The organism is Actinosynnema sp. ALI-1.44 (assembly GCF_001984155.1).
In the GTDB taxonomy this organism is placed as follows: Bacteria; Actinomycetota; Actinomycetes; order Mycobacteriales; family Pseudonocardiaceae; genus Kibdelosporangium.
The window spans coordinates 15,508-32,820 of the sequence record NZ_MTQO01000018.1; the positions used below are offsets into that span (position 1 = coordinate 15,508).

Here is a 17,313-nt window from a genome sequence, read left to right on the forward strand (position 1 = left end):
GCCCGGTGCCGGGAGTAGGCACGGTGTGATTCGCAAACACATGGCCATCGGCCTTCTGCTCACGATGGGGCTGCTCGTCCCACCGGGTGCCGCGAACGCCGCACCCCCACCCGGCGAGTCCCCGGCGCCGGACACCGTCACCCTGATCACCGGGGACAAGGTGACCCTCAACGGCAAGAACGCGGCACGCGTGACACCGGCGAAGGGTCGCGAAGGCACCACATTCACCCAACGAGTCGACGAGTTCGGGGACGTGCACGTCGTCCCCGTTGACGTCAACGGGATGCTGCGGACCCACCGGATGGATCCGCGCCTGTTCAACGTGACCAAGCTGGTCCGGTACGGCTACGGCGACGCGGCACGCCCGGACATCCCCCTGATCGTCAGCGGCCCGGCAGCGGGCGCCGCCAAGGTCATGGACCTGCCGGGCATCCAGGGCGCCGCCGTCAGGGTGGACAAGGCGACGGGGTTGCGCGCCTTCAGTTCGGCGCAGCGGATCTGGCTGGACGGTCCGGTTGTGGCGATGCTGGACAAGAGCGTCCCGCAGATCGGCGCGCCCGAGGCGTGGAAGGCCGGGTACAAGGGCAAGAACACGACGGTCGCGGTGCTGGACACCGGGATCGACGCCACGCACCCCGACCTCGCGGGCGCGGTCGTCGACGCCAAGAACTTCACCCGCAGCGAGCACGGCGCGGACGACTACCAGGGCCACGGCACGCACGTGGCATCGATCATCACGGGGCAGAACGCGAAGTACGAGGGCGTCGCACCGGACACCTCCCTGCTCAACGGCAAGGTCCTCGACGATCACGGCGTCGGTTCGGAGTCGTCGATCATCGCGGGCATGCAGTGGGCAGCCGACAAGGGTGCGAACGTGGTGAACATGAGCCTCGGCAGCCCTATGCCGAGTGACGGCACGGATCCGCTGTCGACCGCGCTCAACGCGATCACGGCCAAGACCGGAACGCTGTTCGTGGTCGCGGCGGGCAACGAAGCCGCCCAGCCCGGCCATCCGGGCGCCGCGGACGCGGCCCTGACCGTCGGAGCCGTCGACCACGACGACCAACTCGCACCGTTCTCCAACCGAGGGCCGCGGTTGGGAGACAACGCGATCAAGCCGGACATCACCGCGCCGGGCGTGAACATCGCGGCGGCCAAGGCGGCGCACGGCACCATCGGCACGCCGGTCGACGACACGCATGTGCGGTTGTCGGGCACGTCCATGGCCACGCCGCACGTGGCGGGCGCGGCGGCGATCCTGGCTGGTGAGCACCCGGGCTGGAAGGCCGACCAGCTCAAGAGCGCCTTGATGAGCAGCGCGAAGCCGACCGCCGGGCTGTCGGTGTTCGAGCAGGGCGCCGGGCGGGTGGACGTGGCGAAGGCCGTCACGCAGAACGTGTACGCCTCTCCGGGGAGCCTCAGTGCAGGCGTCGCGCAGTGGCCGCACAACGACGACACCCCGATCACCAAGACCGTGACGTACCACAACTCGGGCACTGCGCCTGTCACCCTCAACCTGACCGCTGACGTGCGTGACCCGGCTGGGAAACCCGCGCCCGCGGGCATGTTCACCGTCGCCCCGGCGACGCTGACCGTCCCGGCCGGTGGTCAGGCCGACGCCACGGTCACCACGGACACCAGGATCAACGGCCCGGACGGCATCTACAGCGGCGTCGTACTGGCGGGTGCCCTGCGTACCCCGGTCACCGTGACACGTGAGGTGGAGAGCTACGAGGTCACCGTGAACGTCGTCGGCTTCGACGGCGCCCCCAGCAACGACCACTACGTGGAGTTCACTGACATCGACCGCGCGCGGACGGTCATCAAGTCCGACCCGTCCGGCACGTTCGTGCTGCGACTGCCCAAGGGCCGGTTCCACCTGAACTCGTGGATCAGCCGGGACAAGCACGCCACAGCCGTCATCGACGAACCGGAGTACCTGGTCACCGCGAACAGCACACTGACGCTCGACGCCAGGGACGGCAAACCGGTGTCGTTCGAGGTCGACCGGCCGGACGCCAGGACGGGCCAAGTCACGCTCACCTTCGAACGCAAAACCAGCACACCCGACGGCTCCCGCGCCTACTACCACAACGCCAACGTGACCACCTTCTACGTCCGACCGTCTAAGACCACCGCGCCCGCCGACCAGTTCCGCTACACCGCCGAGGGTCTCCTGGCCCAGCAGGACGCGAACGGCAGCTTCGACGCGAGCCCGTACCTCTACCACGTACACACCGAGACACACGGGAAAGTCCCGGACAACCTGGTCACCAAGGCCACGACCAGCCAACTGGCCAAGGTCCGTTCCGAGCACGCGACCACCACGGCGGCGACACGCTACGGCGTACGCGACTCGATGATCAGCAAACCGTTGCCGTACTCGTTGGACGAGTACTACACCCCGGACGTGCCGTGGACAGGGACATTCATGCAGTCCGAGAACCCCGACGGGTACCCGGCCGAGTCCGAGCAGTACGAGTACGTGCCGCGCACGTTCGAACTCGGCCAGCCTGCGACGGTCCGCTGGAACTACGGCGTGTTCGGCCCCGGCTTCGCGGTGCCGTACGACCGGTCGGCGCATCGGTTGGGCAACGAGGTCTCCCTCTTGCTCGGTCTGTTCACCGACCAGGGAACCGGCCGGGTGGGCTGGGCCCCCGGGACAGGGACGACCGAACTCTCCCGGGACGGCACGCGGATCGGTGTCATCGAGGGCCCGGCGGTCGGCCGGTTGACCGTCCCCGCCGGACCGGCAACGTACCGGTTGCACACCGAGTTCGCCCCGGCCCATTCGATGTCCACAAAGGTCACAGCGGACTGGACGTTCGCGTCCGACACCGTGCCGGGCAACAAGCCCAAGGCGTTGCCGTTGATGGCGGTGAAGTTCGCCCCATCCGGTCTGGACGGCCACAACCGGGCCGCCCGAGCGCTGCCGACCATCGTCCCGGTGAGCGTCGACCACAACTCAGGCGGCACGGCGAAAGCACCGGCGGTCCAGGTCTCCCACGACCGGGGCAAGACGTGGAAGGCAGTGCCCCTGCGCACGTTCGGCGGCAAGTGGTACGTCGTGCTCTCCCACCCGGCCGACGCGAAGTCGGTGTCTCTCAAGGCGACCGCGAAGGACGCTGAGGGCAACGGTGTCGAGCAGACCGTGGTCGACGCCTTCCTGCTGAAGTAGCCGCCCGCTTCCGGCCCTCGAACCGCACCCACTCGGATTCGAGGGCCGGAGGTCGCGCGAAGCCGTCGACGCGGTCGCGAGGTGACGCGCTTGTGATGTTCTGCATTCCGCTGGTCACGGCGGTGTCGCTGACTCTGGAAAGGCTGATGTCCCCAGGGGAAGAATGGGGCCATGGCTGTCGAGATCGACCTGCTGGGCGAGGTGGCCGTGCGCGTCGACGGGCGTGCGGTGGAGTTGGGGCCGCCGAAACAGAAGTGCCTGCTGGCGGCGTTGGCGGTCGACGCGGGCCAAGTGGTGCCTGCGCAGCAGTTGATCGAACGGATCTGGGGCGTCGGCATCCCGCGCCGGGAGCGGGCCGCGCTGCAGAGCTATGTGTCTCGGCTGCGCCAGATCCTGAGCGACGCGGACACTGTGGACATCGTCCATCGCTCCGGCGGCTACGCGCTGATGGTGAACCAGCCGGATCAAGCGGTGGACCTCCATCGTTTCAGCGACCTGTGCACACGTGCACGAGAGTGCAGCGATGACGCACGGGTCGTGCGGTTGCTGACCCAGGCGCTGGAGATGTGGCGCGGGGAGGCGTTGACCGGCTTGACCGGCGACTGGGTCACCGCCGAACGTGACCGCCTGCGGCAGGAGCGGCTGGAGGTCGAGCACGACCTGGTGGACGCGCGACTGCGTACCGGCCAGGGTGAGCAGATGGTGGCGGACCTGTCCGCGCGGATTGCCCAGTACCCGCTGGACGAGCGGGTGGCCGGTCAGTACATGCTGGCGCTGCACCGGGCAGGCCGGTCGGCCGACGCACTCGAGCAGTACGCCAGGTGCGGGAGCGATTGGTGACGCACCTGGGCATCGATCCCAGCGCCTCCTTGAAGGACCTGCACCAGCGGATCCTGACAGCCGACCAGAGCTTGGCCAGTACAGTGACCAAGCCGGTCGTCATACCGAGGCAACTGCCCGCCGCTCCTGGCCCGTTCGTCGGCCGCCACGACGAACTCACCCGTTTGGACACCGCGGTCTCCGCCACCAGCGGCGCGGGCGGCATCGGCAAGACCTGGCTGGCGCTGCACTGGGCGCACCAGCACCTTGAGCGTTTCCCTGACGGGCAACTGTTCGTGGACCTGCACGGGTTCAGCCCGGACAGCCCACCGACCGATCCGGCGGTGGTCCTGCGTGGATTTCTGGAGGCCCTCGGCATCGACGCCGACCGCGTCCCGGCGGACCCGCACGTACGGACCGCGTTGTTCCGCAGTCTGGTGGCAGGCAAGCGATTGCTGCTGGTGTTGGACAACGCCGCCGACACCGGCCAGGTCACGCCGCTGTTGCCCGGGGGCGCGACCTGCACTGTGCTGGTGACCAGCCGCAACCGGCTCCCTGGACTGATCACCGGCCACGCCGCCCATCCCGTGTCCCTGGATGTGTTGTCAGATGTCGACGCTCGCGTGCTGCTGACCGACCGGCTCGGTCCGGCACGGCTTGCCGACGAGTCCGCGGTGGTCGATGAGCTGATCAGGCTGTGTGGCGGGTTCCCGCTCGCGTTGAGCATCGTCGCCGGTCGCGCCCAAACCCACCCGCGCATCCCGTTGGTGAACTTCGTCAGCGAACTGCGCGACTTGGGCCTGCACGCACTCGGCGGCGACGACCCCACCGCGAGCCTGCCCACGGTCCTGTCGTGGTCGACCCGCTCGTTGACTTCGAACCAGCACGCCGCTTTCGGGTTGCTCGGCCTCGCTCCCGGGCCCGACATCACGCTGTCCGCGGCGGCGACCCTCATCAACGCGTCACCAGCCCAAACCGGGCGCGTGCTCCGCGAGTTGGAGGTGCAGTCGCTGCTCACCCGCGACGACCGTGGCCGGTACCGGATGCACGACCTGATCCGTGACCACGCCGTCATCACAGCGCACCAGCACCTGACCGAGGAGACGCGGGAGGTGGCGCTGCGGCGCGTGGTCGACTTCTACCTCCAGACCGCGCACCAAGGCCACCACCAGCTGTACCCGGACCGGGAACCGATCCCGATCAGCGAGCCGGTCGCGGGATGCCGCCCCCTTCCCCTCGACGACCAGCCGTCGGCGTTGGCCTGGTTCGAGGCCGAGCGGGCGAACCTGCTGGCCGCCCAGCAATGCGCGACGACCCACGGTTTCGACGAAGCGGTGTGGAGTATCGCGGACGCCACGAACGTGTTCCTCACCTGGCGCGGCCACCACGACGACCGGGCCGCCATGTGGCGAACCGCCCGTGCGGCGTCCGCCAGGAACTCCAACACCGTCGGTGAGGCGCTGGCGTGTCTCCAACTCGGCCGGACCCACACCCGGCAACACCGGTACACCGAGGCGATCGACTACCTCCAGCAAGCCCTGCGCCTGGCCGAAGCAGCGGACCACGCCTACGCCCAAGCCATGGTCCACGACGCGTTCGCCAACCTCTGGGACAGGCGGGAAGACCACCGGCGTTCACTCAGCCACGCGGTCCAGGCGCTGCCCTTCTTCCGATCACTGCGGAGCGCGGCGCTGGAAGGCAGGGCGCTGCTGTCGATCGGTGCGTCCCACGCCGAACTGGGCCAGTACGACCAGGCGCGCCACTACTGCGAGCAGGCCCTCGCCCACTTCCGCACCGGCCGCAGCCGAGACGGCCAGGCCAACGCGTTCGACACCCTCGGCTACATCGCCGCCCGGACCGGCGACCACGACCAGGCCATCCGCCACTACCGCGAGGCACTCGCCCTGTTCCACAGTGTCGGTGACGTGGGCAACGAACCCAAGACCTGGCACCACCTCGGCGACATCCACGCCCAACTCGGTGAGCTGGAGCAAGCACGTACCTCCTGGCTGCAAGCGCACGCGCTTTACCAGCAGCAGGGCCTTGACGACTATGCGGCCCGCGTCCAGCGGCAACTGGACACCCTCGGTTCAGCCTAGGACCGCGGTGATCACTACGCCCGTGAACACGACTGGCTCAGAAAAAAAGTTCCAATACCCGTTCCAGCCGCAGCTAAACATCCACAATGGACATCTTAGTCAGCGGCGTGACCAGCGGTTCGTTATTGTCGCTTGGTAAAGCGCAACCCATCTGATCACCACGCGTCTGACCATGCGCGAAGGAAATCAGGGAGGACAGCATGACCAAGCGGTTTCTTTTCACGTCTGTCGCGGCGGGCGCATTGCTGCTGGCGGCATGTGGCCAACAGCAGCCGGGAAACACCGCCGCGCCGCCGTCGGCGAACTCGGCCCCCACGAGCACACCCGCGGAAACGTCGCCAAGCAGGCAGGACGTGACATCCGGCAAGCCGAGCGCGACCAAGACCCCGGCGAGCAACACAGGTGGGGAACAGGTGGACCCGGTGAACTGCGGACCGGTGAAACTCCCCTCGGGCGCCACGCACAACCTGATCGCAGACTCCACCACGGACGGCCGGGTCGGGTGTACCGAGGCGTTCAACGTCTTCGACGAATTCGTCAAGCTCCCGGCGGACAAGCGCGCCAAGGCGTCACTGGGCAATGTGGAGTTGTCCAACGGCTGGTCGTGCACCATGGACGACGGCGAAACCACGTCTGTGGGCTGCGTCAAGGGAATGACCCAGGCAAAGCCCGGCCTCGCCCTGCACACCAAACCCGACAACAGCTGAAGTTCGGCGAGTTCACGCCATCGCGGTGACGAGATCCGCGGCGGTGCGGACGTCCACGTCGAGTGGACGGTCGGGGTCGATCGGTGGAATGCGCTCGGCCAGAGCGTCGAAAACCGCCGCACAGCCAGGAGACGTCGGACGGCGGGCGCCGACGTGTACCGCCTGCCGCAGACCCACCGCGAGCGAGCCGCACAGCAGACGCAGCAAGGCGGCCATGTCGTACGCGCGCAACGCGGCCTGCGTGCCGAAGGGCACGACGTCCTGGTTGTGCAGGTTGGTGGGCAGGCTCTGCATCGAAGCCGGTACGGCCGCCCGCCGGATCTCCGCCACGAGTGCCGTCGTCGCCAGCTGGACGCCTTGCATTCCGTGCTGTTGCCCGGGTCCGGCGGCGAGCATCGGTGGCAGGCCGCCGTTTCGCACCGGGTCGACCAGCAGGTCGAGTTGACGCTCGGCGAGGTTGCCGAGCTGGCCGGTCACCGTGGCGAGCATGTCGGCGGCGAAAGCGGCCGGTTGGCCGAAGAAGTTGCCGCCGTGCACGACTGAACCGGTGTCGGGGAAGAACACCGGGTTGTCGCTGACACTGCCCAGGTCGGCCTCGACGACACCGTCCACGTAACGCAACGCGTCCTCCGCTGCGCCAAGCAACTGGGGGGAGCACCGGATGCTGTACGGCTCCTGCAAAGCACGTGTACCGCTGGGTACGCTGCCGGAGAGTGTCTTCCGCATGCCGTCCGCGACCCGCACCGCACCGGGATGTCCGTAGGCGTTCAGCAATCGCGGATCCAGGAACCCGGAGTCGCAGCCGAGCACGTCGACCAGCAGGCACGTGAGCCGCTGCGACGCACGGTGGGATGCCCTGACGCTGTCCAGGGCCAGCGATGTCGCCGCAGTGGTCAGGGAGGTGCCGTTCACGAACGCCAGTGCGTCACGGCCATCGAGCGTCAGCGGAGTCAACCCGGCGAGTTCGAGTGCTTGGGAGGCTTGCGTTCGCACGCCGTCGACGTACGCGTGTCCACGCCCGCGCAGAGCTTGGACCGCGTAGGCGAGCGGAATGAGGTCGCCGCTCGCACCGACCGAACCGTAGCGGGGAACAGCGGGGACGAACGTCGTCGCGAACATCGCGGCCAACCCGTCGACAACGTTCGCCGACACACCGGACGCTCCTTGCGCGAGCGACCACGCCCGTACCAGCAGAGCGGCGCGGCTCACCTCAGGTGGGAGGTCCGGTCCCTGCCCGGCTCCCAGGTGCGCGAGCGTGTTGTCGCACTGGTCGGCCTCGTCGGCACGACCCGCGAACCCGACCAGCGCGCCGAAACCGGTCTTGAGGCCGTAGACCTGACGTGCATCGTCGGCCAGGAGCGCGCGGATGAACTCACGCCCGCGATCGACGCGGGCACGGACGTCCGCGCCGATCTCGACGGTCACCGGTCTGGCGGCGCGCCGCAGGTCAGCTGGGCGGATCGGCGAACCCAGCTTGATCAGGTCAGTGTGCATTTTTCCTAGCGTAGCAACGAGATCGACACTTTTTCGAGCCTCGGTTGAACCTGAACCGGCGCGCGGGCGTAGTGCGGATCGGCGAATTGTCGATCTCCCCCGGAGGGGTGCCATGTACCCACAGCCCGTGCTGGACCTTCTCGCTTCGGCAGGCAGTCGGCCGGTGTTCGAGCACGGCGCCAGGCTCGTCAGCGGCGCGGAGATGCTCGACATGGTGTGGCGGCTGGCGAACGGGCTGCGCGCCAAGGGCATCGGCCCCGGGGACGATGTCGCCATGGTGCTGGGTGTCAACCCGGAGGCGTTCGCCGCGATCATCGCTGGTCACACGGTCGGGGCCCGGGTCGTGGGCGTGCGACCCGGGCTGCCGGACGACCAGTTGCGGCATGTGTTGAGCCAGGACGTCACCGCTGTTCTGACGGACAAGGACACCAGCGCGCCCGGGAGGTTGACCGTGGCCGAACTCCTGACCGCGCCCGCTGATCCGTCGGACGTGTCCGGGCGCCCGGACGATGTCGCTCGGCTGATCTACACCAGTGGCAGTACAGGTACCCCGAAAGCCTGCGCGCAGACGTACGCCGCGATGAGCGCGGCGTGGACCGCCCGGCCTGAGGCATGGCCACCAGCCGTGCGCGAACTGGCGAAGCGGCTGTCGCGGTACCTGGTGTTCGGGTCGCTCAACAGCCAGGTGATGATGGAGTACGGCATCCTCGCGCTCGCCGCGGGCGGCATGATGGTCTCCGCCGATCCGCCGGTGTTCCCGGACGTTTTGGTCCGGCTGCGCGCGTCCGCCAGCGTGATGCCCGTGCCGCGCCTGAACAAACTCGTAGCGGCACAACGCGATTCACCGGTTGACCTGTCCAGTCTTCGGGCTGTGCTGGTGTCGGGGTCGCCGTTGGAGGCGACGCGTCTGCGTGAGGCGCTCGACGTGCTCGGCCCGGTCGTGTTCCACGGGTACGGGCAGACCGAGACCGGCGCGATCTCCATCGCCACCCCGTTCGACGTGCCCGGCTCGGTCGGATTTCCCCCGGACGCGGTCGACGTGGAAGCCCGCGGCGAGGACGGCGAACCAGTTCCGTCCGGTGTGGACGGTGAGCTGTACGTCCGCACCCCCGCCCAGGCAAGCGGGTACTGGGCCGACCCGGCGGAAACCGCGACGGTGTTCGTCGACGGCTGGGTGCGCACGAGGGACATCGGCCACTTCGACGCGGACGGGCGGCTGTACCTGACCGGCCGGGCACGGGACGTCATCATCGTCAACGCGAACCTGTACTACGCGGGCCCGATCGAACGAGTCCTGGCCGCACACCCAGATATCGCGGAGGCGTACGTGGTGGGCGTCCCGAGCGAGGACACCGGCGAGGCGATCCACGCGTACGTGGTGCCCGCAACCGGCCGGACGCCCGACTTCACGTCGCTACGCGCCTCGGTGGCCAGCCAGCTCGGCATGGCGTGTGTCCCGGCGACCATAACCGTCATCGACGAGCCGCCACTCGCTGCCAGCGGCAAGCCCGACAAACGACGATTCCCGCCGAAGCACACCACCGGCGAACTGCCATGATGGCGCACAACGTTGCCTGGCCGGAAAGGAACCCCGCATGTCCGTCCGCTACCAGTTGGTGATCGACTGCGCCGATCCCGGCCGCCAGGCCCACTTCTGGGCCGCCGCGCTCGGCTACGAACTCGCGCCGCCGCCAACCGGTTTCGCCACATGGGACGACTACTACCGTGACCTGGGCCTACCGGAGGAGGCACTGACCGGAGGCGTGGACCGGATCAGCGACCCGCAGGGCGGTGGACCCGCCATCTGGTTCCAGGTGGTGCAGGACACCAAGTCGGTGAAGAACCGGCTGCACATCGACATCCACGCGAGCGGCGACCGGGCGGACCCGATCCAGACGCGCAAGAAGCGGGTGGACACCGAAGCCGACCGCCTGGTGGACCTGGGCGCCACCATCACCCACGTCATGTACCAGGACGGCGTCGACCACTACGCGATCGGGATGAAGGATCCCGAGGGCAACGAGTTCGACATCAACTGACCAGGTGTACGCCGAAAGCAGGGTCGGCCTGTGCATCGGGCACAGAGGGATCGACGGCTGCGTGCAGCAGGCACAGGAGGTTCGGCGGCTTGTGTGCGAACACAGACTGGTGCTTCGGGGTTTCTTCCTTCCGTATGGCCTGGGCGAAGCCCAACCACACGTGTCCAGAGGTCCGCCTGCCCAACCAGCCCCGGCGACAGCGCAACGGACCTCTTGACGCGTGTGGTTGCCTCTGGCAGTCCGTACGGAAGGAAGAAACCGCGCCCCTGACCCCCGGGACACCGCACCTCGACCTGGCACTGAAGCCGACCTGACCCTTTCCCTTTCGGTGGCCTGCCTCCCGGCGAGGGAATCTCTTCACCCCCGCGACCCCGGTGGTTCGGACATCTATGCCCCGGGCACGGTGACGGTCATGCCGCGGTGTCCCGGGTGGAAAGAAGCCCTCGCCGGGGAGCAGACCTCGGGGCAGGAGGTTCTTCGCGCCGTGTTCTTCCCGGCGCATGCTTTTATGACCCGGGGTTTCAGGGCGCGGGCGTCCCCTGCCCGTCGACCTGCCCCACGGAACCACGGACTATCAAGAGGATCGGTACCGCTGTCACTGGCGCTGGTTATCGTGGGCCGACCTCTGGACAGTCTGCGGTTGTCAATTGTAACCATTCTGTAGTGCACGGATAGTGATACCACCAGGTCAGCAACAGTCAGGCCCTGTCAGCAGTGATCACTAGCGGGTGTCGGTGCTCCCCGTGGGAGCACGCCCATGGTCAGTGCTGACAGTTCATGATCACGTGCGATCCAACAGGCGCCCTGGTCTTCCGTGAACGTCCGCGCACGCGCCGTCACTGGTGGCACCATGACCATGTGTCGGTCGACGAGTTGCGCGCTCAGGTACAGGATGTGATCACGCGACTTGCGAACGCACGCAACACCATTGGTAGAGCCGCTGAACGCGTTGACGAGGCTTGCAGTGTTGGGCAAGCCGCTTTTCAGGGTTCCACCCAGCCGGAAGCCGTACAGTACGCGGACCTACACGCCCAAGCGCTCAGCTCGCTATCAAGCGCGGCGGACCTGCTCAATCGTATTGCGCAGGATCTAGCGCAGTACATAACGAACCTGGGAGCGAGCGACGCCCCCAGTTCCGCTACGCCACGTTCCACGCCTGCACCCGCGACATCGCCTGACAGCGGCCCGGGTGTTGTGTCCAAGCAAACCGTTGAGCGAATTCGTGCGGAGTTGCCACCACCGGTTGTGACGGGTTCAGGCGCCAAGACACACGGTCGCCTAATCGTGAACGGCAAGGCGGTTCCGGTCGTTAGTGGTGAGGATCAGATGGCGGCCAAGGTGCGAAGCGAGCTCACATCGATGGGCCTACCTGTCGAACCGACCCGCGCGACTGACGTAGATATGAAGACGGCCGCATGGCAACGGACGAGCGGCACCAAGCACGCGACTGTAGTGATCAACCATGTCCCCTGTAAGGGCAAACTTGGGTGTGATCAACTGGTTCCGATCTTGCTACCGGAAGGCTATACCCTGACTGTGCACGGGGAGACAGCGAACGGCGTGAAGTACAAGAAACGATTTTCGGGAGGCGCGGCACCATGGTGGTCGTGACGTTGGACGGGCTAGACGAACAAGGCGATAAATCGGTGATCGCGACAACCCCCGCCGAGTTGGACGGAGCACTTAACCGGCTCCGTCTGCTTTCCCGTGGCAGGCCCGTGCTTGCCGAAGCGTCAGTAGAGAACCCCATGGCCGTTCTCAGTATCGGCGTGCACGGTGATCGAGGCGTGCTGTACTACTCTGGCGCGGATCACGTCGAAGGGGCGTTCAGCACTGGCGACAGCGGTTCAGATGTTCCGGAGATTCTCTATTACTACATGGGCAGTGACACGTCGTTCCCGCCGAATTCGGAAATTCCGATAGAAGCTGTGCGCCAGGCTGCCCACGAGTTCATGACAACGGGACAACGCCCAACGGGGGTCCAATGGCAACCGCGACCGGCGCAGACCGGCCCTGTTGAGTCGGAGTGGCCGCTGTAACCCAGTAGGCGCGCTGAGCGTCAGCCGGTTGCCGATGATGTCCACGCTGCAGGTCACTCGGATGGCACCACGGGTCATTCGGCAAGCCGTCGCACAGCGGCCATGAGCCACTCGGCTATCTGTTGCGCCTGAACGGTTTGGATCTGTGCTGGCGCCCGAGCCGCCTTGGCTGGGTCTGCGCTGGCGCGCGGGTTACTTCGGCTGCGTTGTGTTCTCGACTGGTGCCCGTGCACTCGCGCTCAGCGCAGATCGCGCATGAGTTGGCCCATGGCCGCGTCGACCTTGCCGGAGTCGAACGTGTCGGTGCCGAGCAGGAGGGTTACGGACCGTTGGCCGTCCTCGGTGAAGGCGTTGCGGAACACGTGACCGCTGGACATGCTTCCGCTGTGGCCCCAGTTGGTGACGTCCGGTGTGAAGCGGTACCGCTCGATTCCCAGGCCGTAGCCGTCGCTGAGGCCGTCGGGGACGGTTCGCTTCATCTCGGCGAGTTGGGCGGGCGCCAGGAGTTTCCCGGTCAGCAGGGCCGTCCAGAACGTCGTCGCATCGGCTCCCGTGGAGATCAGTGCGCCCGACGCGTCGGCCTCGCTGGTGTTCCATTCCGTGCGGTCGACCAGTTTCCCGTTCCGCTCGACGTAGCTGCGCAACTCCGGCCTGGGGATCGTGGGGCGGTCGCCCGGCCAGGAGGTGTCGCGCAGACCGAGGCGTTTGATGATCCGTTGCTCGATCTCGGTGGCGATGGGGCGGCCGGTGACCTTGGTGACGATCAGTCCGGCCAGGTTGTAGTTGGTGTTGGAGTAGGCGAACCCCGCCGGGTTTCGATCGGGCGGCGGGAGCGTCAGCGCCTGCTTCACTGTCCACAGTGGTTCGATGTGGTCCCAGCGGTGTGCGTCCTCGTCCTGCCAGAAGTCCGCTTCGAGGTAGTCGGGCAGGCCGCTGGTGTGCTGCAGGAGCTGGCGGATCGTGATCTCGCGACCGTCGTAGCGCTGGGTGCGGATCAGGCCGGGCAGGTAGTGGTCGACCGTGTCGCTGAGCTTGATCCTGCCCTCGCCGACGAGTTGGAGTACGACCACGGCCGTCCAGGTCTTGGTGTCACTGCCGATCCGGCTGTGCTCGTCGCCCGCGACCGCCCGGCCTGTCCTGCGGTCCGCGACGCCGACACCGCCTTGCCACACGCCACAGCGTGGGCTCTTCACGGTCACGGCGATCCCGGTCGCGCCGACACGCTTCAACGCCTTGAGCGCTGTCTGGATGGGCGCGGTGTCACAGCGCGGTGTCGCCGACGCGGACGGCGCCACCAGCAGAGACGCTGTGACCGCCAACGCCAGGGCAGCACTCGTCTTCAGTCGCATGAGGGTCACCTTTCGTACAGTCTCTCCGTTGAGACGGTGAATCGGCTCAGTGCCAACCGCGATCAGGTCGACGCGTTCGATCTTCACGAGCCGTCCTCCGCGCGAGTCAGGTGGTACCAGCCGGACCTGCTGAACCCGGTCGCGACGAAGCCCCCGTCGAACACCGGGAGCATGACGCCGCGCACCGCCGTCCGCCATGTCGCGGCGCGCGGCTGGTCCTGGCGGCGGGTGGCGACGATGTCGCGCGGCACCCGGCACCAGTACCCGCTGTCGTCCCGTGCGAAGAACGGTTTCCCGTCCGGCGCGAGCCGCGGGTCGATGTCGACCTCCCGCAGGTCAGGCACCTCGACGTGGTGTGGGCGTGGCTCGACCAGCGGCCACACGGCGGTGAGCCGGTCGGTGTCGTCGTGCCCGTTGACGCCGTCGTCGATCGGGCCGAAGAAGTCTTCCGAGTACTCCGTGGCGACCGCGCCGAGCTTGGCGAGGTTGAAGTGCGCGTTGCGGCTCACCAGCGGGTCGAACGTCCAGATCATGGTGGTCGCGCCGCGTTCGAGCGCCCACACCCGTTGTGCCTGTTTGAGCACGAAACCGTAGCCGCGGTCGCTGGTCCGTGCGGCCGCGATCATCGAGTAGACGGCGTGGGACTCCAGCGGACCGAACACCAGGACGGACGCGGCGACGACGCCGTCCCCACTCGCGTAGTGCACCGCGCCGCCGGAGTGCACGACGGCCCGCAACGCGTCGGGGCCGAACGGCGGCTGCGACGCTGGGGTCTGCCACACACCGGCGAGGAACCGCGACACCTCGTCGAGCGTGCGGTGATCCTCGGCCAGGTGGATGCGGATGCCTGCGTTGACCGGCTCCGCCGGGGCCGTATGCGGCACGCGAGTGGAAATGCGCATGCCGATAGCGTCGCGTCCACACTGGCCATACACATGTGGCGGCCGTCCAGACATTCCGCGAATGTTTTGTGCGTCCGGCCAAAGAGCCAAAGAGGAAGTGGCGATGCCCGATACGGCGGTGCCCGATCTCGGGCAGGTTCTCGAGGCGTTGAGCTCGTCGCTGCTGCGGCCGTTGACTGCCTTGCCGGAGCAGCCGGTGCCGGTGTCGGGCGTGCTCGTCTTCGAGCGGCGCGCACCGCTTCCGCCGGTCAAGGACGCGATCCTGCTCGCGGTCGGCGCCGGTGTGGACGAGGCGCGGGAACTGGTCGACTCGGCGGCGAAGGCCGGGTACGCCTGTGTGGTGGTCAAGAGCTTCGGCGAGCCGGTCGCCGAACTGGTCGAGGCCGCGCGGCAGTCCGGTGTCGTCCTGCTCGGCGCCGACGAGGCAGTGGCGTGGCACCACCTGGACGCCATGATCACCTCGGTTCTCACCCAGGCATCGGGCGGTGACCTGTTCGCGCTGGCCAACGCGATCGCGGGAATGGTCGGCGGGGCCACCGTGATCGAGGACCCGCACCGGCGCATCCTGGCGTACTCGACGCTGCCGGAGCAGGCCACCGACACGGGACGCCGCCAGGGCATCCTGGGCCTGCAGGTGCCGGCGGGACCGGACTACGACGAGCAGTACCGCCAACTCGCCCAGGCGGGCCGCACCTGCCGGTTCCCCGCCATCGCCGGTGGTCTGCCCCGGCTCGGGGTGGTGGTCCGCGCGGGCGACGAGGAACTCGGCTCGATCTGGGTGGTCGACGACTGCCTGGACGCCGCGGCCGAACAGGCGTTGACCGACGTGACGGACATCGTCTCCCGGCACCTGCTGGCGGCTCGGACCGCGGTCGACGCCGTCCGGCGCAGACGTGCCGACCTGCTCCGACGGCTGCTCGCGGACCCGAGCAGCGTCACCGCGGTCGCCCCGCAGCTCGGCCTGGACCCCCACCAGCCCGTCGCGGTGGCGGCGTTCACCGTCGCGTCGAGCGATGCCCTCGCGGCACAAGCGGCCACCCGCCTGGCCGACCTGGTGAGCCTGCACTGCGAGGCCCACTTCGGCAGGCACGGTTGCGCGTTGATCGACGGCACGGTCTACGCGCTGTTGCCGTCGTCTTCGAACGGGCACAGGGAACTCGTCACCGACATCGCCCGGCGAGCGCACGGTGCGCTGCGCGTGCCCGTGCACGCGGGGCTCGGCTCGCTCGTCCAGGAGTTGCGCCTGATCGCGAGTTCCCGCGCGGACGCGGACCTGGTCCTGCGGGCGCTCGCCGAACGGCCGGGCAACCCGGTCGCCACGATCGACGAGGTGTGGGCAGGGGCGACGCTGTCCGAACTGGCCCGGATCCTGGCCACGCACGAGGCACTGCCCCGCAGGCTCGGCCCGGCCGTCCGCGCCCACGACCTCGAACACGGAACGACGTACGCGAGCACGCTGCTGGCGTACCTGGACGCCAACGGCGACACGACGACCGCGTCCCAGCGGCTGTCCGTGCACCCGAACACGATCCGGTACCGGCTCGCGAGAGCAGGCGAGATCTTCGGCTTCGACCTCGCCGACCCGGACGAGCGCCTGGTGCTGTGGCTGCGGCTGCGCCTCGGCGACCAACTCGGCTGGTGACGGTAATACCACTCGACCGAGGGGGTGTTGTACGGGGTTGGCGGTACGGACCGTCACCCAAACGGTGGATACTTGCGCACAAGCGATGCAGTCGCACGGGAGAGGGTGCCGGTGAGCGAGGGACCTGGGCAATCGGTCTCAACACTTCTGCAGGCAATGCTCGACGCGCGGCGCGCGGATCATGTCGACGGGGCGAATTGGTTGCGCCGCAACCACAAGGAGATCCTGGCCACCGCCAGAGAAGCCGTCAGGGGCGATGATCCGCGGACAGCCGCGACCTTCCTCACCGCTGCGTGGGAACTCGTACCCGCCGACATGGACACGACCTGGTGCGACAGTTTACGGGAATGCGGCCACGATCTGAGTGCGACCGGCGCTGAGTCCCCCGAACTGGCCGCCGTGTTCCGCCGTTCCGCCGCCGTCTACTACGCGCGCGGCGACTACCGTTTCGCCGAGGCGGAGGGGCTGGCGGAACTGGCTGTGTGGCGGGAACTCGACGACCCCGACGAGCACGTGGCGGCCCTGGACTCCTTGGCACGGACCTTTCTGGCGCGAGATCGGCTGCACCGGGCCATGGACTGCGCCGACGAACGACTGGAAGTGCACATCGAACACGGCCGCCAGCACGACATCGCGGCCGACCTGCAACACCTGGGCCGGTTGATGCTCCTGGCCGACCGGCCGGACACCGCGGTGGATTACCTGACCCGCGCTCGCGACGCGTTCGACGAGTTGCCTGGCGTCACAGCCCAGCAGCATGCGCGGGTTCGGATGCTGCTGGGCTGCGCCTTGTGGCGAACTGGTGGCGAAGCCGGCGCGCGCCGGGAATTCAGCAACGCCCTGCGGGTGGTGGTCGACGTGGACGACACGACCGCTGACAAGATCCGGGAACTGCTGAGCACGTCGTCCGGTGCGGCGTTGCCCCCGTCAGTTCTTGAAGATGTTGAGGATGACGGAGGCCGCGTGGCCCACTACGGACACGACGAGCCTCGCCCAGTCGAGTAACGTGTACCGCTGCGGTCGGCGGTGGCGTGGCATGTACCTC

The 17,313-nt window shown here is 67.9% G+C and carries 13 protein-coding genes; 10 read left to right on the forward strand and 3 right to left on the reverse strand.

What is annotated here, in order from left to right:
- The first annotated feature begins 40 nt into the window (after window positions 1-40).
- From ALI144C_RS00610 to ALI144C_RS00620, 4 genes are all read left to right on the forward strand, one after another.
- Entirely contained in the window at window positions 41-3,178 is a 3,138-nt protein-coding gene (locus tag ALI144C_RS00610; RefSeq protein WP_076985001.1) for a S8 family peptidase, read from the forward strand.
- Window positions 3,179-3,349: 171 nt separating this feature from the next.
- Window positions 3,350-4,018 carry an AfsR/SARP family transcriptional regulator gene (locus ALI144C_RS57105; protein WP_237773880.1) on the forward strand — a complete coding sequence of 223 codons (669 nt, stop codon included), beginning with the start codon at window positions 3,350-3,352 and terminating at the stop codon, window positions 4,016-4,018.
- Window positions 4,000-6,096, forward strand: coding sequence for an ATP-binding protein (locus tag ALI144C_RS00615; RefSeq protein WP_237773881.1), 2,097 nt, complete (start codon window positions 4,000-4,002; stop codon window positions 6,094-6,096). Before ALI144C_RS57105 ends, ALI144C_RS00615 begins: the two co-directional genes overlap by 19 nt.
- A 200-nt stretch (window positions 6,097-6,296) precedes the next feature.
- Entirely contained in the window at window positions 6,297-6,803 is a 507-nt protein-coding gene (locus tag ALI144C_RS00620) for a hypothetical protein (protein ID WP_076985002.1), read from the forward strand.
- 12 nt (window positions 6,804-6,815) lie between these two features.
- Here ALI144C_RS00620 and ALI144C_RS00625 read toward each other — a convergent pair whose 3' ends face one another.
- Window positions 6,816-8,297, reverse strand: a complete 1,482-nt coding sequence (locus ALI144C_RS00625) for an aromatic amino acid ammonia-lyase (RefSeq protein ID WP_076985003.1) — start codon at window positions 8,295-8,297, stop codon at window positions 6,816-6,818.
- A gap of 112 nt (window positions 8,298-8,409) precedes the next feature.
- Between ALI144C_RS00625 and ALI144C_RS00630 the strand changes: the two genes are divergently transcribed.
- The 4 genes from ALI144C_RS00630 (at window position 8,410) to ALI144C_RS00645 (ending at window position 12,375) form a co-directional block, all read left to right on the forward strand.
- Window positions 8,410-9,855: a class I adenylate-forming enzyme family protein gene (locus tag ALI144C_RS00630; protein WP_076985004.1), complete on the forward strand. Its 1,446-nt coding sequence runs from the start codon at window positions 8,410-8,412 to the stop codon at window positions 9,853-9,855.
- A 37-nt stretch (window positions 9,856-9,892) separates the two neighbouring features.
- Window positions 9,893-10,336 carry a VOC family protein gene (locus ALI144C_RS00635; RefSeq protein WP_076985005.1) on the forward strand — a complete coding sequence of 148 codons (444 nt, stop codon included), beginning with the start codon at window positions 9,893-9,895 and terminating at the stop codon, window positions 10,334-10,336.
- Window positions 10,337-11,194: 858 nt separating this feature from the next.
- Window positions 11,195-11,947 (forward strand): DddA-like double-stranded DNA deaminase toxin, encoded by a 753-nt coding sequence (locus ALI144C_RS52910; RefSeq protein WP_168211132.1) that lies wholly within the window; start codon window positions 11,195-11,197, stop codon window positions 11,945-11,947.
- The gene (locus tag ALI144C_RS00645; RefSeq protein ID WP_168211133.1) at window positions 11,944-12,375 is read left to right on the forward strand and encodes an Imm1 family immunity protein; all 432 of its coding nucleotides are present in this window, start codon (window positions 11,944-11,946) and stop codon (window positions 12,373-12,375) included. The genes ALI144C_RS52910 and ALI144C_RS00645 overlap by 4 nt, the downstream gene beginning before the upstream one ends.
- A 239-nt stretch (window positions 12,376-12,614) precedes the next feature.
- On the opposite strand, the gene ALI144C_RS00650 is transcribed toward ALI144C_RS00645, so the two are convergent.
- Together ALI144C_RS00650 and ALI144C_RS00655 are read right to left on the reverse strand one after the other, a co-directional pair.
- Window positions 12,615-13,724, reverse strand: coding sequence for a serine hydrolase domain-containing protein (locus tag ALI144C_RS00650; protein ID WP_237773882.1), 1,110 nt, complete (start codon window positions 13,722-13,724; stop codon window positions 12,615-12,617).
- 83 nt (window positions 13,725-13,807) lie between these two features.
- A complete protein-coding gene (locus ALI144C_RS00655) occupies window positions 13,808-14,626 on the reverse strand; it encodes a hypothetical protein (protein WP_083752584.1) in 819 nt (272 codons plus the stop codon).
- 103 nt (window positions 14,627-14,729) lie between these two features.
- Between ALI144C_RS00655 and ALI144C_RS58300 the strand changes: the two genes are divergently transcribed.
- Window positions 14,730-16,268, forward strand: coding sequence for a PucR family transcriptional regulator (locus tag ALI144C_RS58300; RefSeq protein ID WP_076985008.1), 1,539 nt, complete (start codon window positions 14,730-14,732; stop codon window positions 16,266-16,268).
- 156 nt (window positions 16,269-16,424) lie between these two features.
- Complete coding sequence (locus ALI144C_RS00665) at window positions 16,425-17,273, forward strand: tetratricopeptide repeat protein (RefSeq protein ID WP_076985009.1); 849 nt, start codon at window positions 16,425-16,427, stop codon at window positions 17,271-17,273.
- The last annotated feature ends 40 nt before the right edge of the window (window positions 17,274-17,313 follow it).